Origin of the sequence: Hyalangium sp., from assembly GCF_045802625.1 — a bacterium.
Lineage (GTDB): Bacteria > Myxococcota > Myxococcia > Myxococcales > Myxococcaceae > Hyalangium.
Window position 1 is genome coordinate 59120 of the sequence record NZ_JBJMQP010000096.1, and the last position, 23298, is coordinate 82417.

The window sequence follows — 23298 nt, forward strand, 5'->3', positions numbered from 1 at the left end:
AGCAACCCGGTGGCTGGCGGGCGGCTACTCGAAGACGGACATGTCGTTGCCGCCGCCGTTGGGCTTGGGCGGCTTTTTGTTGCCCGGAGGCGGGCGGGAGATGGCCGGCAGCGCCACGTCCACCGGCATGGTGTCCCCGGAGACGGCGCTGAGATCGAGCGGGCGCTCCACGTCCTGGTAACCCGCGAGATGGAAGGTGAGCTTGTGCTTCTGGTCTCGGGACAGCTGCAGGCTCATGGGCGTGGTGCCGATCTGCGAGCCACCGCCGTCGAGGATCGCGGCGCCTGGAGGCGTAGAGGAGAAGTTCACCGTGACCATCGCGTTGACGGTGGGCGCTGGAGGCTTCGTCACCTCCTGGGCGGGAGGCTTGGACGGGGGCGGCTTGGGCGGCTCGGTGCGAGGGACCTCGACCACCTGGGGCTGCTGAACCGGCGTCGGGGTTCCTCCGCCCTTGATGAAGATCACCGCGGCGCCCGCGGCGAGCAGGAACAAGGGGATGCCGACCAGCGCCACCTTCTTGCCGGTGGACATGCCCTCGGCAGGCTCCGGCGCTGCGGCAGGCGGGAGCGGAGCGGGAGTCGGCGCGTGAGCCCGCTGAGACGCTCCACTGCCCGCGGGCCGGAGCCGCGCGCCCGAGGAGGCGCTCCCGGCGGCGCCCTTGGAGACGACGACGTTGGAGGGCAGCGAGCCGCGAGCGGGAGACGCGGCGGAAGGCCTCGAGGGCCGAGCGCTGCTGGCGCTGCCGGCTCCCTTGCGAGCGGCGACTCCGGAGACGCTGGGCCTGCTGCCGCTGCCAGGGCCTTCGCGTCCCGGGGTGCCACCCGAGGGCCGCGCGTCCAGCTGCTCGGGCGTGAGGTCCGCGACGGCGTCCAGCATCGCCTCGATGAACTCCTCGGCGGACTGGAAGCGATCCTCCTTCTCGCGTGCGAGGCCCTTCTGCATGAAGGCATCAACCGAGGCGGGCACCGGAGCGCCCTGGCGCTTGGTGTTCACCGCGGGCACCGTCTGGGTCAGCGCGGCGGTGAGCGCCTTGCGCACGGTGTTGGCGCCGTAGGGCGAGGTGCCCGTGAGGCAGAAGTAGAAGACGCCCGTGAGCGAGTAGAGATCGGAGCGCTGATCCACCACCTCGCCGCCGGCCTGCTCGGGAGGCATGTACTGCGGGGTGCCGAGCACCTGGCCGGTGGAGGTGAGCTGATCCTCCTCCTCCTGCTCCAGCGCCTTGACCAGGCCGAAGTCCAGCACCTTGACGAAGTCCTTCCCGTCGAGCTGCTGCACCATGATGTTGTGCGGCTTGAGGTCGCGGTGGACGGCGTTCTGCTCGTGCGCGTGGGCCAGCCCTCGCGCCGCCTGCTCCAGGACGTTGACGGCGCGCCGCAGGGACATGGGCCCGTCGCGCTTGACGAGCTCCTTGAGGCTGTCGCCCTCCAGGAGCTCCATCACGTAGTAGCAGGTGTTGTCCGGGGCGCGGCCGAAGTCGTAGATGGTGATGACGTTCGGGTGGCGCAGGCGGCTGGCGACCTCGGCCTCGCGGCGGAAGCGCTCGAAGAAGGTGGGCGCGGCGGCCAGCGCCGGGTTCAGCGTCTTCACGGCCACCGGGCGCTGCACGCTGGTCTGCGTGGCGCGGAAGACCATGCCCATGCCACCCTGGCCGAGCACACTCTCGATCTTGTAGCGGCCATCCAGCACCTGGCCCAGCAAGGCCATGCTGGCTCCGCCGCAGAGGTGGTCAGGTCCGTCGGTGCTTCCACAATGGGGACAGGGGGAGGCCATTGGGGCCGGAGTATAGGCAACCCGGGCGTGAGGCCCAACGGGGATGCGCTGAGCGCAGGGGAAGCAGGCAGGCAACCAAACCGTTCCCGAAGGCGCTCAGGGCTGTTACATCCCCCGCCGCCATGAGCCTCCTCATCGCCCAGGATATCTGCCTCGCCTACGGCAAGAAGGTCCTCTTCGAAGATGCCAGCTTCACCCTGGGCCCCCGGGACCGTGTAGGCCTGGTGGGCGCCAACGGGACGGGTAAGAGCTCGTTGATGAAGATCGTCGCCGGGGTGCAGCACGCGGACTCGGGGACGGTCTCCTTCGCTCGGGGAGCCCGGGTGGGCTACCTGCCGCAGGAGCTCATGGGCCTGCCCTCGGGGACGGTGGTGGAGGCGGTGCTGAGCACCGTGCCCGGCCGAGACAAGCTGGAGTCCCGCCTGAAGAGCACCGAGGAGGCGCTCGCCCAGGCCCCGGACGAGGCCACCCAGCTGGAGCTGTCCCAGGAGCTGGCGGACCTGCACACGGAGCTGGATCACTTCGAGGACCACTACGGCCGGCACCACGCCGAGCGGATCCTCAAGGGCCTGGGCTTCCGGGACGCGGACTTGGCCAAGGCCACGGGGGCGCTGTCGGGCGGGTGGCGGATGCGCGCGGCGCTGGCGGGCTTGCTGCTGCAGGATCCGGATCTGCTGCTGCTGGACGAGCCCACCAACCACCTGGACGTGCCCACGCTCACGTGGTTCGACGACTTCCTGCGCCGCTCGAACAAGGCGCTGATCCTTATTTCTCACGATCGAGACTTTCTCAACCGGCAGGTGGGGAAGGTGCTGGCGCTGGAGATCGAGGGCCTGCGCTCGTACGTGGGCAACTACGACGCCTACAAGCGCCTGCGGGCCGAGGAGATGGAGCTGCTGCGCGCCCGGGCCGCGAAGGTAGAGGCCCGCCGCGCCGAGCTGCAGTCCTTCATCGATCGGTTCGGAGCCAAGGCGACCAAGGCCCGGCAGGCGCAGAGCCGCGCGAAGATGCTGGAGAAGCTGGAGGAGGTGCACCTGCTGGAGGAGCGCGACACGGTGCACTTCCGCTTCCCGGAGGTGGAGCGCTCGGGCCGGGACGTGGCGATGATGGAGGGGGTACGCAAGAGCTACGGCAGTCATGTGGTGTACTCGGGGCTGGACGCGCGAGTGGAGCGAGGTCAGCGCATCGCGGTGATCGGGGCCAACGGCGCGGGCAAGACGACGCTGCTGAAGATCCTGGCCGGGGAGCTGGCGCCGGACGGCGGCGAGGTGAAGCTGGGGCACAACGTGGTGATGGGCTACTACGCGCAGCACCACGCGGACACGCTGGACAAGCGCAACACCATCCTGGAGGAGGTGCGCCCGCTGGCGGCGGACAGGCCGGAGAGCTACGTGCGCGGAGTGCTGGGCGCGTTCCTGTTCTCGGGCGATGACGTGGACAAGCCCATCGGGGTGCTGTCGGGCGGCGAGCGGGCGCGCGTGGCGCTGGCGAAGCTGCTGTTGAGGCCCTCGAACTTCCTGCTGATGGACGAGCCCACCAACCACCTGGATCTGGACTCGACGGAGATGCTGATCGACGCGCTGGCGAGGTACGGCGGGACGCTGCTGTTCGTCTCGCACAACCGGGCGTTCGTGAACCGGCTGGCCAGCCAGGTGTGGGACGTGGTGGACGGCAAGGTGGTGCCGTACTCGGGCAATCTGGACGAGTACCTGTACCACCAGGAGCAGCTCCGCCTGGCGGCCGAGGCGGCGGCAGCGGGAGAGAAGGGCAAGGGCAACGACAAGGTCGCCCCGGGCCCGGTGACGGAGAAGGAGCGCAAGCGGCTGGAGGCCGAGGCCCGCCAGCGCCGCAGCGTGGTGGAGGGGCCCATCAAGAAGGAGATCGCCCGGATCGAAGAGCGGATCTCCAAGCTGGAGGCCGAGCAGAAGGAGCGCGAGGCGCAGCTGGCGGATCCGGTGCTCTACAACGACTTCGCTCGGGCCAAGCCGCTGATGGACACGCACCGGGCCGGCAAGGAGGAGCTGGAGTCGCTGTACATGGAGTGGGAGGCCGCGCAGGAGAAGCTGGCCGCGGCCTCGGCTTCCCTGGGGTGAGTTTCCCTTCCTCGGGCGTAAGGCACAGATGGGATCACCCCCTGTGCTACCCTGGCGCAAGCCAGGTGCCTCACTGGCTCTGAAGGAGGGAGGGCTTGCGCAAGCAGCGCCCGCTCATTGCCCATGTCAAATCCGGACAAAGACAATCAGCCCCTCGCTTCGACTCTGACCCTCACGCCAGGGAATCCTGCTTCCCCCGGGCCGAACCGTGAGGGTGAGAAAGGCGGCCAGGCCGTCGCCGGTGTGGAGCGTGTCCCCGCCTCGCCTGAAAGCCCGAGCTTCCCGGTCACCGACTGGGAGCGCTACGAGTTCCTGGAGGTGTTGGGCCACGGCGGGATGGGAGAGGTCTACAAGGCGCGTGATAGGCGCTTGGGGCGCATCGTTGCGCTCAAGTTCATCCGTGGAGCGGATCCGGATCTGGTCATGCGCTTTCTTCAGGAGGCTCGCGCGCAGTCCCGCATCGATCACCCGAATGTCTGCAAGGTGTACGAAGCAGGAGAGGTGGCCGGGAAAGCCTACATCGCCATGCAACTGGTGGCAGGCCAGCAACTGGATCGGGCCGCCGCCAAGATGTCACTGCCCGAGAAGGTGGGGGTGATGAAGCAGGTGGCCGCAGCAGTGCATGAGGCGCACCGGCTGGGCGTCATCCACCGGGATCTCAAGCCCAGCAACATTATGGTGGAGCGAGGAGAGGATGGACGCTGCATCCCCGTGATCATGGATTTCGGGCTGGCCTACGAAGTCAGCCAGGGACATGGGCTGACAGTGACCGGAGCGTTGCTGGGGACGCCGTCGTACATGGCCCCAGAGCAAGCGCGGGGGGACACGCGGAACATCGATCGTCGCACGGATGTGTATGGGCTTGGGGCGACATTCTATGAACTGCTGGTGGGAGTGGCTCCGTTCACTGGAGCCACGCTCATGGACACGCTGGCGAAGGTACTCGACGAGGAGCCACCCCCGCTGCGTGTGCGCGAGCCTCAACTCGCCAAGGACTTGCAGACCATCGTTCTCAAGTGTCTGAGCAAGGAACCGAACCAGCGTTATGCGTCCGCTCGGGAGCTGGCCGAGGATCTGGATCGCTATATCGACGGCGAGCCGATTCTGGGGCAGCGGCAAAGCTTGGTGTACAGATGGAAGAAGCAAGCGCAAAGGCACCGAGCACTCGTGGGTGTCTCGGGCGGGGCCTTGGTCATCATCCTGCTCCTCGCGGCGTTCGGGCTCCGCGCCTGGGTGGAGGGGAGACGCACACAGGAGCGAGCGCGGCTGGCCGAGCAGCTGGGGCAGCAGGTCAAGGAGATGGAGCTGTTCCTGCGGACCGCGTACGGCCTGCCACTGCACGACACCAGTCGGGAGCAGCAGTGGGTGCGAGAGCGGATGGCGCGGATCGCCTCCCAACAGCAGCAACTGGGCGACGAGGACGGAGGGCTGGCACACTATGCACTGGGGCGCGGCTACCTTGCATTGCATGAGCCCGACAAGGCACTCGAGGAATTGACGCGAGCGATGGACATGGGAGTGGACTCGCGGGAGTTGCACTACGCTAGGGGACGCGCGCTCGGCGAGTTGTATGAACGGGCCGAGCAGGCGCTACGTGCCCAGACGGCGGCCACCGAGATAAAGCAGCAGCGTGAGCTTGAGCAAAAGTACCTCGAACCCGCCATCCAGTCGCTCGAGCGCAGTCGAGGATTGGAACTGGAGTCATCCCATTATCTTGAAGGCCTCATTGCCTTCTTGCGGCATGACTACAAGAACGCGGCACAGGCTGCGGAACAGGCCGCGGTCGAGGCTCCGTGGATGTATGAGGCTTTGACACTCGCAGGCGATGTGGCCTTCAACCAACGGAGGACGCAAGTCGTTCGTCCTGGCCTCGATGGGGCGAGTACCGCCTTGCTCAAGGCAGTGGGCCTGTACGAGCAAGCGGCAGATATTGCGCGGAGTGATCCACGCAACTACGAGGCACTTGCGGAAGTATGGCTTCTTCAGTCTCAGATAGACCGTAATCAGTCACGATCAGAATGGCCATCGTTGGTGCGAGCCCTCGCAGCGAACGACAAAGCTCTTCAGGCGTCGCCTCTGCGAGCATCAGCGTACAATGAACGAGCCCGCATCTTGAGGAGTTGGAATCAGGAAGTGAACTCCCGGTCGAGCCTGATTCAGGCCGCGGCCATCTCCGCCGCTTCTCGTGCCGTGGAGTTAGATCCGGCAAGTGCGGAGGCCTACTACGTAGTGGCTTCTTTGTTGGAGGGGCGTGCCAGTCAATTAGCCGACGAAGGCAAGGATCCGGACGTTGTCTGGGATGAGGCGGTCACCTCGCTCAATCGGGCCATCGAACTACAGCCCAGCAATATGGGCACGATCGGCCAGTTCGCACGACTCTATTTGGCGCGAGGCGATTATTTACTGGAGCGAGGCCAAGACCCCAGTGATGCGTATGCGGAGGCTGAGCGTTTCTTCAATAGAGTGATTCGTGGCGACTCGTTGGTGTGGAATCTCGGCACTGTGGCCAATTTCCTGATGGATCTTCACGCTGGCTTGGCTGAATACCGCCTGTCGATCGGACTCAATCCCGAGGATGAAGTCCAGAAAGTGCTCGAAGTGGGGCAGCGAGCCCCCGCCAGGGCTGTGAGGCGGGATAGAATGGCCCGTGCCGAGCTGACACGAGCCCAGTATCTCATCAACAATGGTGGTGACCCGCAGCCCTCATTCGAGCGGGCTCGGGGCTACTTCGAGGACGAGGAGCGGATTCGTGAGGACGCGGCGCGCTCCCTCGGTCGTAAACCGGATTGTATCGGCTGCGAGCTCATGGGCGCGCGGCTGGATCTGGAGGAAGCCCTCTGGGTTCGGCAACGAGGGCAGGTGGCCTTACCGCTTCTCATGGACGCGCTCGCTAAAGCCCGACGCGCAGTGGAGCAGGGGCACAGCAGCATGAGCCACTTGGAACTGGCGCGGGTCTATTGGCGCCTCGCGGAGGCGCAGCCAGTGGGAGAGGCGCCGACGGCTATCACAGAAGGGTTTGCGCAGGTGGAACTGGTGCTTCAGCGAAATCCGTCTCTGGCGCACGCTTACGCCATCCGTGGAGGGCTTTTTCTCGTAAAGGCACGAGCCGCCCGCAAACCAGCGGAGCGCCTCGATGCGGTTCACCAAGCACAGGCTGCGATGGCACAGGCCTTCAATCTCAATCCGCTGTTGAAGCGGGAGTACGCTGCGGTCGCGCACGAAGTGGAGTCAATGCTCTTGCCGTCAGAGGCGCGGATTTCGCCATAGAGTGCTGTGTCGGCAGTGATCATCAGTCCTGCCGGAGCTCCAACCGGGGCGCGTTCGCGTGATCCGGGGGCTTCTGCTTGTTGCCCAGGCGCCAGGCCACGAGTCCTCCTCCCGCCATGATCATCCCCACGGCGGCGAGCGCCCACAGCAGCCCGGTTCGCTGGTGCGGCTGGAAGAGGGCTCGTGCTGACAGGGTTGGCGCCTCATCCGAGGGCCGGCTCGGCTTCGCGGGCGGAGGCTGGACGAGCCGGAGCCTTGGCGGCGTCTCCACCTTCGTGATGGCAAGCCCCGGCCGAATCGGTACTGAGGAGCGCGGAGGAGGCGGCGGCGGCGGTGAGAAGCGCGGCGGCGGTGAGAAGCGCGGCGGCACGGCAGCGATGCGCGGCGGCGGAGGAGGCTCGGTGCGAGGTGAGTGGCTCGGTGGAGCCGGGGCCTCCGTGGGCGCGCTGTCGATCATCTTCGACACGAACTGCGCGATCCGGTGCACGCCCACCTTCTTCCCCGTGGAGAGGATGAAGTCCTCCAGATCCGACTGGAACGCCCGGCAGTCCGGGTAGCGCTGCTCGCGATCCTTGGCGAGCGCACGATCGAGGATCTTCGATACCGCCTTGGGCAGATCCGGCCGGCGCTCCACCGCGGGCACGGGTGGCTCGTAGAGGATCGCCTGGGCCATGCTGGCTTCGGTGGTCGCGTTGAACGGCTTGCGGCCGGTGAGCAGCTCGTAGAAGACGATCCCCAGCGCGTACACGTCCACGCGCCGATCCAACTCCTTGTTGCGGATCTGCTCGGGCGCCATGTACGAGAGCTTGCCCTTGATGACTCCGGTCAACGTGCGGTGGCTCTGGTTGGCCGCCTTGGCGATGCCGAAGTCCACGATCTTCACCGCGCCCTGCCGGGACAGCAGGATGTTGTCGAGGCTCACGTCCCGGTGGATCAGCCCCAGGTGCTGTCCCGTGTCCGGATCCTGAAGCTCGTGAGCGAAGGCCAGCCCCTCGCAGGCCGTCGCGATCAGCCGGGAGCAGAGCACCGGGGACAGCGCCATCTCGAGCGCGTTCACCCGCTTCAAGAGCGCGCGCAGGTTGAGGCCGTTGATGTACTCCATGGCCAGGTAGTACGTGCCGTGGGCCTGCCCGAAGTCGAAGATCTGGACGATGTGAGGGTGCGTGAGCCGCGCGGCCAGCTTGGCCTCGGTGAAGAACATCTCCACGAAGGCCTCATCCCCCGCCAGGTGCGGCAGGATGCGCTTGACCACGACTTCTTTCTCGAAGTCCATGGGGCCCGCGACCTTGGCCAGCCAGACCTCGGCCATTCCCCCGATCGCGAGCTTGCGGATGAGCCGGTATTTGCCGATCTGCATCCCGGCAAGCTCGATCCGGGAGGCAAAGTCCGCGACCCCACCCGCGCGAGGATCCGCGCGCACTGTCCGTGCGAGCACAGGCCGACTGCCCGGGGGCTGACGGATCCCTCGAAGGGCCGAGGGCAGTGCCAACCCTCAAGAAACGAGAGTCGCTTCGCCAGGCAGGGCGCTCAGCTCCGTAAGGGCAGCGTGGCGGGCAGCGCGCCGGAGAGCGCCCTCATGGCCGAGGCCAGCTCATCGATCGTGAGCGACATGTCCGAGGCGCCCATGCGCAGCGCCGCCTCGGGCATGTTCGGGACGACGCAGCTCTCGGGGTTCTGCACGAGCGTCAGGCCCCCCGCGCGACGGATGGCCTGCAGCCCCATGGCTCCGTCCGTGCCCATGCCCGTCAGCACCGCGCCCCCGGCCCGGTTTCCATGGGCGCGCGCCAGCGACGTCAACAGCGTGTCTCCCGCCGTCACGTGGCGGCCCTGGACCGACTCCACGAGCAGCTCACCCGTGATGAGCACCTGCATCAGGTGCCCGTCCGGCGCCAGGTAGACGTGGCCCGGCTGGGGCCGGGTGCCCGTGCGTGCCATCTCCAACTGCAGCGGCGAGGCCGCCCCCAGCCACTGGCGCAGCCCCGAGGTGAAGCCCACCGACACGTGCTGGGCGATGAAGATCGGGTAGGGCAGGCTCGGAGGCAGCAGGGACAGCAACATGGCCAGCGCGGGCGGGCCTCCCGTGGCGGCCACCAGCCCGAAGCCGTTCACCCGCCCTCCGCGCAGCATCGGCGGCGGAGCCGGGTGGCCGAGCACCAGCTTGCGCGGCGCCAGGGGGATCTCCGCCATGGCCCGGATGGTGTGGATGAGCTGGTGGCCGAAGCTCGTGAGGCCGCCGTCCTTGCCCGGCGTCGGCTTGGGCATCACCTCGAGCGCCCCCGCCTGCAGCGCCTTGAAGGACAGCTCCGCGTCCATGGCTCCCGAGATGACCAGGATGCGGCTGGGGGCCTCGCTCATGATGCGCTGGGTGGCGTCGATGCCGTCCATCCGCGGCATCCGCACATCCAGCGTGACGACGTCCGGGCGGAGCGACTGCACCATCTCCACCGCTTCCTTCCCATCGCTCGCGGTACCGACGACCCGGATATCCGGGGCGGAGGCGAGCAATCCAGTGAACATTCGCAGGATGGTAGGCGAGTCATCCGCAAGGAGGACCTGAATCGGCGGGTTCATGGGCACCTCGAAGGCCGTCGGGCGCACGGCAAGCAGGACACAGAGCCTACTTCATGCATTCTATTCGCAGAATGGCCCCATCCTACGCCTTGGGTCGTATGGGCTGTCGCGAGGAGCTCGCGTAGACTGTCGCGTCCGAGACGAACCAGGCGCGCGGAGGCGCTCAGTTCCGAACGGGCAAGGCCGGGGGGACGGTGCCGGTGAGGGCGCGCATGGCCGAGGCCAGCGCCTCCAGCGACAGGAGCGTGTCGGTGGAGCCGTTGCGCATCGCCGCCTCGGGCATGCCGGGGACGACACAGCTCTCGGGAGTCTGCGCGAAGGTGATGCCTCCGGCGCGCTTGATGGCCAGCAGCCCCGAGGCTCCATCCGAGCCCATGCCCGTGAGCACCGCGCCTCCCGCCCGGTTGCCGTAGGCCAGCGCCATCGAGGACAGCAGCGTGTCTCCGAGCGCGGCCTTGGCGACCGGGATGGGCTCCACGAGCAGCTCTCCCGTCAGCATCACCTGGAGCTGGTGCCCGTCCGGCGGCAGGTAGACGTAGCCGGGCTGGGGCCGGGTGCCCGTCTGCGCCACCTCGAGCTGCAGCGTGGAGGCGGCGCCCAGCCACTGGCACAGGCCCGCGGTGAAGCCGTCCGAGACGTGCTGGGCGATGAAGATGGGGTAGGGCAGCTTGGGCGGCAGCAGCGACAGCAGCAGGCAGAGCGCGGGCGGGCCACCGGTGGAGGCCACCAGCCCGAAGCCATTCACCCGGGCCTGCTGCGGCTGGGGGGGCGTGGGCACCGGACCCGGCACGGGAGGAGGTGACGGCCGGCGCTCGGCCAGCGGCAGCTCGGCCATGGTCCGGATGATGTGGATCAGCTTCACGCCGAAGTTGGCCAGGCCCTCCAGGCCGGGCCGCGGCTTGGGCATGACCTCGAGCGCTCCGGCCTGCAGCGCCTTGAAGGACATCTCCGCGTCCACCGCGCCCGAGATGACCAGGATGCGGCTGGGGGCCTCGCTCATGATGCGCGAGCTGGCCTCGATCCCGTCCATGCGCGGCATGCGCACATCCAGGGTGATGACATCCGGATGGAGCGTGCGTGCCAGCTCCAAGGCCTCTTCTCCATCCTTGGCCGTGCCAATCACCTGAATGTCCGGCGCCGAGGACAGCAGCGCCGAGTACATCTTCAGCATGGTTGGCGAGTCGTCTGCGATGAGGACTCGGATGGTGGAGCTCATGTGCGCCTCAGAGAGGGGGGCGAGGGTGCTCGGGGAACCGTGCCATACATACCTGACGATTCGCCCGCCCAGAGCAGGATCAAATGCCCGGAGGAGAGCCCGGCGGGGGCATGCCTTCGAGTGAACGGAGGATGTTGGCCAGGGCCTCGGGGGACACGCTGTGCTCGGTGGCCTTGTTGCGCAGCGCCGCCTCCGGCATTCCGGCCACCAGGCACGTCTCGGGGTCCTGCGCGAAGGTGAGCCCGCCGGCACGCTTGATGGCCATCAGCCCCACTGCGCCTTCCTCGCCCATGCCGCTAAGTACCGCGCCGGCGGCGTGGGCGCCATAGGCTCGTGACAGCGAGGCCAGCAGCAGATCCCCCGAGGGGAAGGTGCTGCCCGAGGCCTTCTCGATGACGAGCTCTCCCTGCATGCCCACCCGCAGGTGGTGGCCATCCGGGGCCAGGTAGACGGTGCCGGCCCGGGGCTGCTCCGAGGCGCGGGCGATCTCCACCGGCAGCGGCGACAGCGAGGTCAGCCAGCGGTGCAGGCCCACGGTGAAGCCCGGGGTGATGTGCTGGGCGACGAAGAGCGGGTAGGGCAGGCTGCGCGGCAGCAGCCACAGCAGCGAGGCCAGCGCCGTGGGGCCGCCAATGGAAGAGGTGAGCGCGAAGCCCGCCACGCGCGCGTTCGGCGGCAGCACGGGGGCGGTGCCGCGGCCCTCGGAGCGCTGGGTGACGAGCTTCACCTCGGCCAGCAGCCGGATGGCCGACAGCAGCCGGACGCCGAAGCGCGCCACGTCCTCGGGCGAGCCCTGCGGCTTGGCGATGACCTCCAGCGCTCCGGCCTGCAGCGCGCGGAAGGACAGGTCCGTGTCCGGCGCGCCCGACACCATGAGGATGCGGCAGGGCGTCTCCGCCATGATGCGCTCGGTGGCGCCCAGGCCGTCCATGCCCGGCATCTGCACATCCAGGGTGATGACATCCGGCTTCAGGGAGCGCGCCAGCGCGACGGCCTCCTCACCATCCCGAGCGGTCCCCACCACCGTCACATCCGGCTGGGCAGACAGCAGCCGTGTGAGCACCTGTAGCATCGTGGGTGAATCATCAGTGAGGAGGACTTGGATGGGCTTGCTCATGAGGTTCTCCGAACTCCAGGTGCGTTTCTACCCCAGGGGTGGGCCGCTCGCCTACGACTCACGGTGGGCACTGTATCAAGCCGGATGAGCCTGCTTCGCGCTTCTTTCAGCCCGCCTTGCGCTTCTTTTCCCGCTTGGGCTTGGACTCAGGGCCTTTGGGAGGAGGGCTGTCCCGGGGTTCCTCGATTACGGGGGGAAGCGCGGGCCGGCTCGCGGGCAGGGGCGCACCTTCCGTGGGGGAGGCCTCCACCGGCTGTGACTCCGCCGGCAGCGCGGGCAGGCGGATGACGAAGGAGCACCCCTCGCCGGGCCTGCTGTGGACGGAGATGCTCCCGCCATGATTCTTGACGATGCGCTGGCAGATGGCCAGCCCCAGCCCCGTGCCCTTCTGTTTGGTGGTGAAGAAGGGCACGAAGATGTGCTGTTGCTGGTCCAAGGGGATGCCAGGCCCCGTGTCGGAGACGAGGACCTCGACGAACTCGTTCATGTTGCCGCGGAAGTCCCCGAAGCGGTCCGGCTTGACGGTGCCCACGGTGATGCGGCCGGCGGTGTCGCCGATGGCCTGCACCGCGTTCTGCACCAGGTTGATGAGCACCTGCTTGAGCTGCTCGGCGTCCGCGTCCACGCGCGGCAGCGTGAGATCCAGCTGCACCGCCAGCTCGATCTGCTTGGGCACGTCGTTCTGAACGAGGCGCATGGTGCGCGTCACCACCTCGTTGAGATCCGTGGGCCCGAAGCTCTGCTTGAGCGGGCGCGCGTAGTCCAGGAACGCCGTCACCACGCCGTTGAGCCGGTTCACCTCCTCGACGATGACGCCCAGGAACTCGCCGTCCTCGCCGGGGAGCCGCTTGGGATCCAGGCACTGCGCGGCGCCCTTGATGGCGCCCAGCGGGTTGCGGATCTCGTGCGCCAGGCCCGCCGCCATCTCACCCAGCGCCGCCAGGCGATCGCGCTCGCGGATCTTCTCGTACAGCTTCGAGTTCTCCAGCACCGTGGCCACGCGCTCGGCCACCGAGAGGATGAGGGCGATCTCGTCCGAGGCGTAGGCCTCCGGCACGCGCTCGTCCCACAGGTTCAGGAAGCCGATCACCCGATCGTTGCCCACCAGCGGCACGCTGATGCCGGCCTTCATCTGCAGCAGCGAGGCGCGCGTGTCCTGCAGGCGTTTGATCTCGTCGCGGAAGCGCTTGCCCTCGGTGGAGTGCACCCGCAGCGCGGTGAGCCGGTTCTCCACGTTCTCCAGCAGCACGGCCTTCTGGCCCGAGGCGGCCGCCAGGAGCAACCCGCGCGCCGCGGCCGTGTCCAGGAAGCCCTCGGGAGGTGGGCCGCGAGAGTCCAGCAGCCGGTAGCCTGGACGATCCTCGGCCAGCATGTACACGGAGGCGTGGGTGACGCGGCCCGTCTCGTGGAGTGCGTCCAGCAGCATCCGCGTCACCTCGGAGATGTCGATGACGTTGGCCATGCGCGCCCGCAGGGCCCCGAGCGCCCGGAGCAGCTCGAAGCGCTCGCGGAAGAAGATGGCCACCACCTGCTCCTCCACCTTCACCCTCAGCGGCTCCACGAGGATGATGATGACGAAGGCGGCCACCACCGTGTTGAAGACGAACAGGCCCGTGTTCGTCTTCACCCACACGGTGAGCACGGTGAACACGGCGGCCAGGATGAAGGCCAGCACCGTCTGCGAGGCGATCTTCCCCAGCAGCTCGTGCAGGTCCATCAGCCGCAGCCGCAGCAGCGTCTGCGCCAGGAAGAACAGGTAGAGCGTGGAGAAGATGGGCCCCAGCGGAGGCAGGGGAATGTCATAGCGCCGGCCCACCAGATCCAACGCCGTCAGCAGGATGGAGGCCCCGGCCCCGATGGCCAGGTACATGAGCCGCAACCGTTCAATGCGCGACTCCTGGGTGCGCACCCGGTTCAGCAGCAGGCTCACCGAGGTGAGCAGGGTGCCTAGCACCCACACCCCCGTGGCCATCCGCGCCCAGCTCGTCTGCGCCAGCGGGGTGACGGCCACCACCACACCAAACACGCTCGACAGCAGGCCCAGCCGTCGGCCGAGCATGTGGGTGCCTTGGCTAACACCCAGGAACTCCAGGAAGAAGGAGACGGCCGCGCCGGGGACGAAGGAGGCCACCAGGAGGGTGGCGCCCACGGCGATTCTGGACACCCAGCCGGGCTCGGGGAAGATGCCGGCGAGGAAGAGCGCCAGGTAGTACCCCGCCACCGTGAGGGCGAAGACGGAATACAGCGTCACCACCCGCGGCCTGCCTGGTCGCAGGAGCATCGACAGCCCGAGCGCCAGGCCGACGAGTGACGCGAGGAGCGCGCTCTGGGTTCGGATGTCCATGTTCGAGCGAACAGTCTAACCTGTGTCCACGGCCGGAAATTTTTTGACTGTCTCCCGTTGTCCTCGGGCGTGCCCGAGCGCATCCAAAAGGGCTGCAAGCCCTCCCCCATGAAATCCGCCCTTTCGCTGATTGCCGTCGTCTCCTTTGCCTCGCTGGCCTCCGCGCAGCCCGTGGCCACCGAGGCCACGAGCGCGCCCCAACCCCGCACCGACGGCGCTCCCACCGAGGCGCAGCTCACTCCGCCTCCGGAGGCGGAGAAGGCTCCGCTGCCGCCGGAGTATGTGGAGATCTTCAACCCGGCCTTCCCGATGCCCGAGGTGGCGCCTCCCAAGAAGGCGGAGGTGGAGGTCCCGAAGGGCAAGGCGTACGGGCTGCCCGAGCTGACGCCGTACTTCGCCGAGGGCAAGAAGAAGGAGGCCAAGGCGGCCTTCGATCGCGGCCTGTACCTGAAGGCCCGCGAGCTGCTGGCCAACGAGGGAGACTCGCTGCCGGTGCGCTACCTGCGCGCCCTGAGCGCCGTGCGCGCTGGGGATGATGCCCGCGCGGCCGTGGAGATGGCCTCGCTGGCCGAGGACTACCCGGCGCTGAGGGATCGCTGCCTCACGCATGCGGGCATGGCGCTGGAGGATCTGGGCAAGTTCGACGCGGCGGCGAAGATGTTCTCGGCGGTGTCCGAGGACTCGAAGCTGTACGTGGATGCGCGCCTGGCGCTCGGGCGCGTGCTGCGCAAGAAGAAGGACTATGACGGAGCCATGGCCGCGCTCGCGCCGCTGGCGAACCGGCCCGCGCCGTTGTTTGGCCGCAACGTGGGCGCCGAGGCGCTCATGGCCGTCGCCGACATCGCCGCGGAGAAGAAGGACAAGGTGCACGAGCGCGAGGCGCTGTGGCGCCTGTGGTCGCTCTATCCGCTCTCGCCGCTGACGAAGCAGGCCGATCGGCGCCTCAAGGGCATCAAGCCTCCGGTGGAGGCCCTGGTGGCGCGCGCCGAGCAGCTGATCGAGCTGCACCGCAACAAGCAGGGGCTCACCGTGCTGGAGCCGCTGCTGTCCACGCTGAAGCTGCCGGATCCGCTCGCGTGCCGCGCGCACTTCGCCTACGGCAAGGGCCAGCGAAAGGAGCGCAACCACACCAAGGCCATCTCCGTGCTCACGCCGGTGGTGGACAAGTGCCAGGACGCGGAGCTGCTGCCGCGCGCCATGTACGTGCTGGGCTCGTCGGCCTCCATCGTGGACATGAAGCGCGGGGCGCAGGTGTACGAGCGGCTCGCGAAGGAGTTCCCGGGCCATTCGTTCGCGGATGACGCGCTCTTCTACGCGGCGGACCTGTACGTGAAGACGGACCAGCCGGCTCAGGCCCTGGCCCGGCTCGAGGAGCTGGAGAAGAACTACTCGCAGGGCGACTTCGTGGGCGAGGCGCTCTTCAAGGCGTTCTGGATCGCTCGTAGCGCGAAGGTGCCGGATGGCGGGCTGTCCATCCTCGACAAGATCGAGAAGCGCTTCGCCGACGCGGACGAGTCGTATGATCTGGAGCGGGCGCTGTACTGGCGCGCTCGGACGCTGCAGGAGCGCGGCGACACGCAGGGCGCGGTGGCGCTCTTCGAGAAGCTCGCGGTGGAGCACCCGGCCACCTACTACGGGCTGATGGCGCGCGCCCAGCTAGGTGACGTGGACAAGGATCGGCTGGCGAAGATCACCCCGCAGCTGGTCTTCACCGCCGAGTCCGCCAGCCCGTGGCCCATGCACACCGGGCCCCTCATGGAGAAGGATCCGCACTTCCTGGCGGGCGTGGAGCTGCTGCGCCTGGGCTTCCTGGACGCGGTGTCCGCCGAGCTGCTGGCGGTCAATCGCAATGGGCTGGCGGCCGAGCCCTCGCGGCTGCTGGTGCACCTGCTGGCCATGGCCGGGGACGAGCGGGGCGCGCATGCGGTGGCGCGCGTGTCGCTGCGCAGGGACTTGAGCGGGCGCATCACCCCGCAGACGCGGCCGGTGTGGGAGATCGCCTATCCGAACGCGTACCGGAACCTGATCGAGAAGCACACCAAGGAGGCCGGGGTGGAGCCGGATCTCCTGCAGGCGCTGATGCGCGAGGAGAGCGCGCTGGACCCGAAGGCCCTGTCCTGGGCCGGAGCGCTGGGGCTCACGCAGCTGATGCCGTTCACGGCGAAGGCGGTGGCCCAGCAGCTCAAGATCAAGCGCTTCCGCGTCGAGTCCCTGCTGGAGCCGGAGATGAACATCCGCCTGGGCGCGCACTACCTGGGGCAGCTCGTCAAGCAGTTCGACGGGAACGCGCCCTTCGCGGTGGGCAGCTACAACGCGGGCTCCGGAGCCATCAACAAGTGGCGCGCCGAGCGCAAGGGCATGCCGCTGGATGCGTGGGTGGAGGAAGTGCCGATCGCCGAGACCCGCGGCTACATCAAGCGCGTGCTGCGCTCGTATAACACGTACCAGCTGCTCTACGGCCACACCGCCAAGGTCCCCGCGGTGAAGTCCGCCGGCCTGTTGCCGGCGGCTCACTAGCCGCTGTCGCTAGCGCTTGCGTCCCGCGTCTCCTAGACTCGGGGATGTGGAGGCACCGTCGAACAGCAGGGACGGCGGAAAGAACGCGCTCCTTCGCGCTCTGCCGTCCATCGAGCAGCTCCTGCACCGGCCGTCGCTGGAGGGACGGCTGGCGGCAGTGCCTCGCGCCCGAGCCGTCGCAGCCCTGCGGCTGGCGGTGGAGCAGGTCCGGGCGCGGCTGCTGCGCGGTGAGGCTCGGCCCTTCGAGGACGCGGACGTGGACGCGGCCCTGCGCCAGCTCGCCACGCCGAACCTGCGCCCCGTGCTCAACGCCACCGGCGTGGTGCTGCACACCAACCTGGGCCGCGCGCCCCTGGCCCCCGAGGCCGTGGCGCGCGTGGCGGCGGTGGCTCGGGGCTACTCCAACCTCGAGTACGATCTCGACGAGGGCGAGCGGGGCAGCCGCTACGCCCCGGTCATCGGCCTGCTCACGCAGCTGAGCGGCGCCGAGGACGCGCTCGTCGTCAACAACTGCGCGGGCGCGGTACTGCTGGTGCTCGCGTCGCTGGCCTCGGGGCGCGAGGGCATCGTCTCGCGCGGAGAGCTGGTGGAGATCGGCGGAGGCTTCCGCGTGCCGGACGTGATGCGCCAGTCCGGGTGCCGCCTGGTCGAGGTCGGCACCACCAACCGCACCCGCCTCGCCGACTACGCGTCCGCCCTGACTCCGGAGACGGGCCTGCTGGTGAAGGTGCACCGCTCCAACTTCGCGCTGGTGGGCTTCACGGAGGAGGTGGGCGTGGCGGAGCTGGCCGCGCTCGGGCGCTCTCGCGGGGTGCCGGTGTTCCAGGATCTCGGCTCGGGCGCGCTGCTGCCGCTGGAGGGCGAGGGCCTCACCTCCGAGCTCACCGTGCCCCAGGCCGTGGAGGCCGGCGCGGACGTGGTGGCCTTCTCCGGAGACAAGCTGCTCGGAGGCCCCCAGGCTGGCATCATCGTCGGGCGTAAGGCGCTGCTCTCGCGCATCAAGTCGCACCCGCTCACCCGGGCGCTGCGCATCGACAAGATGACGGTGGCCGCCCTGGAGGCCACCCTGGAGCTGTACCGCGACGGCCGCCCCCAGGCAGTGCCCACCTGGCGCCTGCTCTCCCAGCGGCCAGAGGAGCTTCGCGCTCGGGCCGAACGCCTTCACCAGTTACTGGCCGCTCGCGGTGTCCAGGCCCGTGTCGCCACGGTGTCGGGGCAGGTAGGCGGGGGGGCTATGCCCTTGGCCCGGTTGCCTTCCTTCGCGTGCATCCTCAAAGTTGGGGAGCCGGATGTATTCCTGGATCGCCTGCGGGGCTCCGAGTCGCCGGTTATTGGAAGGATCGCGGACGGCGAGGTGGTTCTCGACGTTCGTTGTCTCGCGGAGGAGGAGCTCGGGCAGGTTGCCGAGGCCATTGTCGGCACCGCCAGACAGGAAAGCCGCCCATGATCGACAGCGCCGTCCTGGTCCTCAATCGGAACTACCAACCCGTCCACGTCACCTCGGTCAAGCGGGCCTTCTCGCTGTTGTACCAGGGCGTGGCCAAGGCCATTGACGCCCAGTACCGGCTCTACGAGTTCGAGGACTGGGCCGCCCTGAGCGCCACGCACGACTGCATCACCACGGTGAACCGCTCCATCCGCGTGCCTCGGGTGCTGGTGCTCTCCGCGTACGAGTACCTCCCCAAGGGCCGGGTACGCTTCTCACGCCTCAACATCTACGCGCGCGATGCCGACACCTGCCAGTACTGCGGGCGCACCTTGCCGCGCTCGGAGTTGAACCTGGACCACGTGCTGCCCCGGTGCGACGGCGGCAAGACGACCTGGGAGAACGTCGTCTGCTCGTGCGTGCCCTGCAACCTCAAGAAGGGCGGGCGCACCCCGGAGCAGGCCGGCATGAAGCTCCTGCGTAACCCTTTCCGTCCCCGGTGGACGCCGCTGTTCCGTGGCGCCATCCGGCGCGTCACCTACCGGGAGTGGCTGCCGTTCCTCCGAGTGGAGGACGCCTCGTACTGGAACGTCGAGCTGCTGGACGAGTAGCTCCGCTCTCTCCGCGAAGGCCCCCGGCACGCCGGGTGTGGCCGATTTCTGGCTGAAGGGGTCCCCCTGGCGCACAGGTGTGTGCTGTGCGTCAGATTCCGGGCCGGGGTCTCGCTCCCCATGGCGAGCCGGCCCGCAGGGAAGGGGAGACACGTGAGATCAGCGAATCCGTTGCTGATGCTGGGCGCCATCGCGTTGGCCTTCAGCATCGTGGGTTGTGACTGTGGCGGAGGCAATCCGAAGCCTCCCGAGGAGACTCCGGACGCGGGCCCGGGTGGAGATGACGGCGGGGTGCTCCCCGCGCCGGACGCCGGGCCGGGCTCGCAGTGCTTGCAGGAGGGGACCGCGTGCAGCCGCACCTCGGGCAATCAGTGCTGTACAGGCGTGTGCGGTGACAACGGCCTGTGTCCCGAGCCCAACCAACTGTGCAAGAGCGCGGGCGAGTTCTGTCAGACGGGCGGGGAGTGCTGCACCAACATCTGCGACACCGGCAAGTGCGCCACCAACCTGTGCCGTGACGTGGGCCAGGCGTGCACCGGAGCCGAGCAGTGCTGCACCAAGACGTGCACCGCGGGCACGTGCGCGGACATCCCCGGCTCCTCTTCGCAGTGCAAGGTGCTGGGCCAGGCGTGCGCCTCGCCCGCGGAGTGCTGCTCCACCAACTGCCAGGGCGGCATCTGCACGCGCGCCTATACGTGCAAGGGCTATGGCGACGAGTGCCAGAGCAACGCGGAGTGCTGCGGCAACTCGTGCTCGACGACGGACGGCGGGGCAGGGCGCTGCCAGTTCGTCACCGGCGGTGGCGGCGGCGGGTGCCGGCAGGATGGCAACCCATGCTCGGATGGCTCCACGTGCTGCTCGCGCACCTGCGTGGATCTGGGCTACGGCGCCCCGGTGTGCCAGCCCGTGGGTGGCTGCAAGCTCACCGGTAACTACTGCACCGGCGCCAACGACTGCTGCGGTGGAGGGGTGAACCCCAACGGCTCGGTGAACTGCGCGGGCGGCCGGTGCGACAACGGCAGCGCCTGCAACGGGGTGGGCAACATCTGCGGCGCGGGCACGCTGCCGGACGGTGGCTCCACGAACATCAACGCCTCGCAGAACTGCTGCGATGGCAAGAAGGCCGTGTGCAAGGTGGACTCGTCTGGAGTGCCGCGCTGCTTTGGCGGCGGGGGCATCACCGGGTGCCCAACGGGCTACACCGGCACGGCGCCGTGCTGCATCGACGACAACCAGACGTGCCAGTTCTCCGACCAGTGCTGCAACGGCGGCCTGTGCCTGCCGGCTGGCAACGGGACGCTGACGTGCCAGCGCCCCACGTGCTCGCCGCTGGGCTCCACCTGCTCGAAGGGCGCTGACGGTGGCTCGGCGTGCTGCGCGGGTACGCAGTGCCTCCAGGTGGACGAGGTCAACTTCGCCTGCCGTACGCCCACCACTCCGGGCCCCGGCGCCGACGGTGGCACGGGCGGCACGGATGGAGGCTCGGGTGGCGCGGATGGTGGCACCACGTGCAAGCCCAACAGCTCCTCGTGCAGCTCGCCCTCGCAGTGCTGCTCCGGCATCTGCTCCAGCGGCGTGTGCCAGGCACCCGCGGTGTGCCAGCCGCAGAACGGGGCGTGCACCTCGGGCGCGGACTGCTGCCAGGGTCTGATGTGCCAGGTGCCCAACGGGGCCACCTCCGGCACGTGCCAGCCGGGCGCTACCTGCTCGGCCAGCGGCCAGGCATGCTCGCAGACCAGCCCGTGCTGCTCGGGGCTGAACTGCGAGGGAGCGAACAGTGGCACGGCCTGCAACGGCACCGAGCCCTGCGTCTGCCAGGTGATCATCCTGTAGTCGGGCCAGGGAGTCGACGCGGAGGGCAGGACGGGCTTTGATGCGAGGTGCTTTGAAGCCCGCTCCTTCCGCTACCGCGTCGATCACCCCTGTTCCTACTCCGAGCGCCGGACCTCCGGGGCTGTCCAAGCGTGCCCGTCCGCGGCGAGTCATCGCCGTGGGCGGCGGCAAGGGAGGCATCGGCAAGACGCTCGTGTCGGCCAACCTGGGCGTGGCGCTGGCTCAGGCGGGCATGCGCGTGCTGCTGGTGGACGCCGATCTGGGAGGCGCCAACCTGCACACCTGTCTCGGCGTGGGCCAGCCCAGCGCGACGCTGTCGGACTTCGTCCGCAGCAACAAGGTCCAGCTCGAGAACATCATCATCCCCACGGGCGTGCCGCAGCTGTCGCTGATCGCCGGCGCGCAGGACGTGCTGGACGCGGCCAACATCAAGTACGCCCAGAAGCAGAAGCTGCTGCGCTCGCTGCTGGCCCAGCCGGTGGACTACCTGCTGCTGGATCTGGGAGCGGGCACCAGCTTCAACACCCTGGACTTCTTCCTGGTGGCCGACCACGGCGTGCTGGTGGTGCTCCCCGAGCCCACGGCCGTGGAGAACGCCTACCGCTTCGTGAAGGCGGCCTTCTTCCGCCGGCTGCAGCAGGTGGAGGCGCAGTACGGGATCGAGGATCTCGTGGAGAGCGCCCTCACCACCCGCGAGGGCGCGCTGCGCACGCCTCATGACTTCATCGCCCAGGTGCGCCAGCAGGATCCCGCCGCGGGGGCGAGGCTGGAGCGGGATCTGCAGTCGTTCCGGATCCGCCTGGTGGTGAACCAGGCCCGCACGGACGCGGATCTGAGCGTGGGCGGGGCGGTGGTGTCCGCGTGGAAGAAGTTCTTCGGCCTGGAGATGGATGATCTGGGGGCCATTCGTTACGACGACGAGGCCTGGCGGGCGGTGCGCAGGCGCCGGCCCGTCCTGCTGGAGCGGCCCGACTCGGCCGCGGCCCAGGGACTCCAGCGCATCGCGGCCCGTATCCTGACCCTCGACGGCAACATCAGCAGCAGCGCCTCCACACCATGAAGCCCTTCGAGCAGCAGACCTATTATGAGCTCCTCGAGATCCCCGCCTCCGCGCCGGAGACGGAGATCCGCGCCGCCTATGAGCGCGCGATCGAGACGTATTCGCCCGACTCCGTCGCCGTGTACACGCTGGTGGACCCGGGGCAGATCGACGCGCTGCGCGCCCGGCTCACCGAGGCGATGGAGATCCTCACCGATTCGGATCTCCGCGCCGAATACGACCGGATGATCGGCGTGAACCGGGCCGAGGCCGGCGTCGTGGTGGCCATGGCTCCCGCGCTGGCGGCCGCGGCCCAGTCCGTTCAGCCCGAGGCCTCCGCCTCGACCCAGGCCAGGCCCGTGAGCCCGACGCCCGAGGCTCCTGCTCCTTCCTCCCCGGTGAAGCCTGCTTCGAGCGAGCCACCCGCGGCCTCCGCTCCTGTCGCCGCGGCGGCTTCGGCGCCTGCTCCAGCGCCCGAGGTGAAGGCCACGCCCGAGGTGGTGCCGGCTCGCGAGGCGCCCGCGGAGTCTTCTCCCGCTGTGCCAGCGCCGGGCCCGGTGCCGCCGGGGCAGCTTGTGATGCCGGGGGCGGTGACGCCGAGCCAGGTCCACGCGGCGTTCCGCAGCTACGCCATCTCGCACGTTTCGGTCCTGGTTCCAGCGCCCTCGCTGACCACGGGCTCCGCGTTCTTCTCTCCATTCTCCGCCGCGGCGCAGACGGACGGGCCTCCGCCCACGCAGGAGGCAGCGCACGAGGCGAAGGCCACCGCACCGTCGACTCCCGCCGCTTCCCCGGCTTCGGAGGTCGCTGCCACCTTGGCCTCGACACCTGCCGCCGAGCCGGTGCCGTCCCAAGCCGCGGCTCCGGCCAGTGCGGACGAGGTCTCTGCGCGGAGTACGAGCTCCACCGCTCCCGCGCCGTCGCGTGAGGGGGCTCGGGCCGCCGCTTCAAAGCCCGGGAGCACCTCTCCGTCCGGGCGTTCTGGCCGGACCTTCACCACTCCGCCGCCGGTGAATTCGGGAAGCCGGCGCATCAGCCGATCGACCCCCACCGTGCAGCCAGGAGGCTCCACGGGCGAGGCGGGCAAGGGGAGTTCCCGCTCGCAGCCCGCGGCAGGCATGAACCTCGAGGAGGCCCAGCAGCTCGCCCAGGAGTCGGCGATCGCCACCGCCGAGGCGGCGCTCGCCCAGGTGGCGGCCAAGGCGCGCGAGCCCCGGCCCAAGCCCATCGAGCTGCCGCCCAACACCGAGTTCAACGGCGAGCTGCTTCGCCGGGTCCGCGAGAGCCGCAACCTGTCGCTCTCCCAACTGGCCGAGCGCACGCGCATCTCCTCCAAGCACCTGGAGAACGTCGAGGCGGATCGCTACACCGCGCTCCCGGCCACGGTGTACCTGCGTGGCATCCTCATGAACATCGCGCGTGAGCTGGGGCTGGATCCGCTCCGGGTGTCCAGGAGCTATCTCGCCCTGGCCGCCGAGCCGAAGAAGAAGTAAT

14 protein-coding genes are annotated in these 23298 nt (G+C 68.7%); 8 read left to right on the forward strand and 6 right to left on the reverse strand.

Annotation, left to right across the window (positions count from 1 at the left end):
• Window positions 1-24 precede the first annotated feature (24 nt).
• Complete coding sequence (locus ACJ8AT_RS17885; protein ID WP_407738966.1) at window positions 25-1704, reverse strand: serine/threonine protein kinase; 1680 nt, start codon at window positions 1702-1704, stop codon at window positions 25-27.
• Window positions 1705-1892: 188 nt separating this feature from the next.
• On the opposite strand from ACJ8AT_RS17885, the gene ACJ8AT_RS17890 reads away from it, so the two are divergent.
• A complete protein-coding gene (locus ACJ8AT_RS17890; protein WP_407738967.1) occupies window positions 1893-3863 on the forward strand; it encodes an ABC-F family ATP-binding cassette domain-containing protein in 1971 nt (656 codons plus the stop codon).
• Between the two features lie 123 nt (window positions 3864-3986).
• Window positions 3987-7130, forward strand: coding sequence for a protein kinase domain-containing protein (locus tag ACJ8AT_RS17895; RefSeq protein ID WP_407738968.1), 3144 nt, complete (start codon window positions 3987-3989; stop codon window positions 7128-7130).
• A gap of 22 nt (window positions 7131-7152) precedes the next feature.
• On the opposite strand, the gene ACJ8AT_RS17900 is transcribed toward ACJ8AT_RS17895, so the two are convergent.
• From ACJ8AT_RS17900 to ACJ8AT_RS17920, 5 genes are all read right to left on the reverse strand, one after another.
• Entirely contained in the window at window positions 7153-8487 is a 1335-nt protein-coding gene (locus ACJ8AT_RS17900) for a serine/threonine protein kinase (protein WP_407738969.1), read from the reverse strand.
• Window positions 8488-8657: 170 nt separating this feature from the next.
• Window positions 8658-9701, reverse strand: a complete 1044-nt coding sequence (locus ACJ8AT_RS17905; protein WP_407738970.1) for a chemotaxis protein CheB — start codon at window positions 9699-9701, stop codon at window positions 8658-8660.
• Between the two features lie 163 nt (window positions 9702-9864).
• A complete protein-coding gene (locus tag ACJ8AT_RS17910) occupies window positions 9865-10917 on the reverse strand; it encodes a chemotaxis protein CheB (protein WP_407738971.1) in 1053 nt (350 codons plus the stop codon).
• A 79-nt stretch (window positions 10918-10996) separates the two neighbouring features.
• Window positions 10997-12034, reverse strand: coding sequence for a chemotaxis protein CheB (locus ACJ8AT_RS17915; RefSeq protein WP_407738972.1), 1038 nt, complete (start codon window positions 12032-12034; stop codon window positions 10997-10999).
• 106 nt (window positions 12035-12140) lie between these two features.
• Entirely contained in the window at window positions 12141-14378 is a 2238-nt protein-coding gene (locus ACJ8AT_RS17920) for an ATP-binding protein (RefSeq protein WP_407738973.1), read from the reverse strand.
• A gap of 108 nt (window positions 14379-14486) precedes the next feature.
• Between ACJ8AT_RS17920 and ACJ8AT_RS17925 the strand changes: the two genes are divergently transcribed.
• From ACJ8AT_RS17925 to ACJ8AT_RS17950, 6 genes are all read left to right on the forward strand, one after another.
• Entirely contained in the window at window positions 14487-16895 is a 2409-nt protein-coding gene (locus tag ACJ8AT_RS17925; RefSeq protein WP_407738974.1) for a transglycosylase SLT domain-containing protein, read from the forward strand.
• 46 nt (window positions 16896-16941) lie between these two features.
• Complete coding sequence (selA, locus tag ACJ8AT_RS17930) at window positions 16942-18342, forward strand: L-seryl-tRNA(Sec) selenium transferase (RefSeq protein ID WP_407738975.1); 1401 nt, start codon at window positions 16942-16944, stop codon at window positions 18340-18342.
• Window positions 18339-18932 carry an HNH endonuclease gene (locus ACJ8AT_RS17935; RefSeq protein ID WP_407738976.1) on the forward strand — a complete coding sequence of 198 codons (594 nt, stop codon included), beginning with the start codon at window positions 18339-18341 and terminating at the stop codon, window positions 18930-18932. The genes selA and ACJ8AT_RS17935 overlap by 4 nt, the downstream gene beginning before the upstream one ends.
• 153 nt (window positions 18933-19085) lie before the next feature.
• Window positions 19086-20765, forward strand: coding sequence for a hypothetical protein (locus tag ACJ8AT_RS17940; RefSeq protein ID WP_407738977.1), 1680 nt, complete (start codon window positions 19086-19088; stop codon window positions 20763-20765).
• A gap of 40 nt (window positions 20766-20805) precedes the next feature.
• Window positions 20806-21825: a P-loop NTPase gene (locus ACJ8AT_RS17945; protein ID WP_407738978.1), complete on the forward strand. Its 1020-nt coding sequence runs from the start codon at window positions 20806-20808 to the stop codon at window positions 21823-21825.
• Window positions 21822-23297: a helix-turn-helix domain-containing protein gene (locus tag ACJ8AT_RS17950; protein WP_407738979.1), complete on the forward strand. Its 1476-nt coding sequence runs from the start codon at window positions 21822-21824 to the stop codon at window positions 23295-23297. Before ACJ8AT_RS17945 ends, ACJ8AT_RS17950 begins: the two co-directional genes overlap by 4 nt.
• The last annotated feature ends 1 nt before the right edge of the window (window position 23298 follow it).

What these genes read in the sequence shown, in the direction of transcription:
- ACJ8AT_RS17935 (WP_407738976.1), top strand. Translation starts at nt 18,339, where the DNA reads ATGATCGACAGCGCCGTCCTGGTCCTCAATCGGAACTACCAACCCGTC.
- ACJ8AT_RS17905 (WP_407738970.1), bottom strand. Translation starts at nt 9,701, where the DNA reads ATGAACCCGCCGATTCAGGTCCTCCTTGCGGATGACTCGCCTACCATC.
- ACJ8AT_RS17920 (WP_407738973.1), bottom strand. Translation starts at nt 14,378, where the DNA reads ATGGACATCCGAACCCAGAGCGCGCTCCTCGCGTCACTCGTCGGCCTG.
- ACJ8AT_RS17945 (WP_407738978.1), top strand. Translation starts at nt 20,806, where the DNA reads ATGCGAGGTGCTTTGAAGCCCGCTCCTTCCGCTACCGCGTCGATCACC.
- ACJ8AT_RS17925 (WP_407738974.1), top strand. Translation starts at nt 14,487, where the DNA reads ATGAAATCCGCCCTTTCGCTGATTGCCGTCGTCTCCTTTGCCTCGCTG.
- ACJ8AT_RS17950 (WP_407738979.1), top strand. Translation starts at nt 21,822, where the DNA reads ATGAAGCCCTTCGAGCAGCAGACCTATTATGAGCTCCTCGAGATCCCC.
- ACJ8AT_RS17885 (WP_407738966.1), bottom strand. Translation starts at nt 1,704, where the DNA reads ATGGCCTTGCTGGGCCAGGTGCTGGATGGCCGCTACAAGATCGAGAGT.
- ACJ8AT_RS17895 (WP_407738968.1), top strand. Translation starts at nt 3,987, where the DNA reads ATGTCAAATCCGGACAAAGACAATCAGCCCCTCGCTTCGACTCTGACC.
- ACJ8AT_RS17890 (WP_407738967.1), top strand. Translation starts at nt 1,893, where the DNA reads ATGAGCCTCCTCATCGCCCAGGATATCTGCCTCGCCTACGGCAAGAAG.
- ACJ8AT_RS17910 (WP_407738971.1), bottom strand. Translation starts at nt 10,917, where the DNA reads ATGAGCTCCACCATCCGAGTCCTCATCGCAGACGACTCGCCAACCATG.
- ACJ8AT_RS17900 (WP_407738969.1), bottom strand. Translation starts at nt 8,487, where the DNA reads ATGCAGATCGGCAAATACCGGCTCATCCGCAAGCTCGCGATCGGGGGA.
- ACJ8AT_RS17915 (WP_407738972.1), bottom strand. Translation starts at nt 12,034, where the DNA reads ATGAGCAAGCCCATCCAAGTCCTCCTCACTGATGATTCACCCACGATG.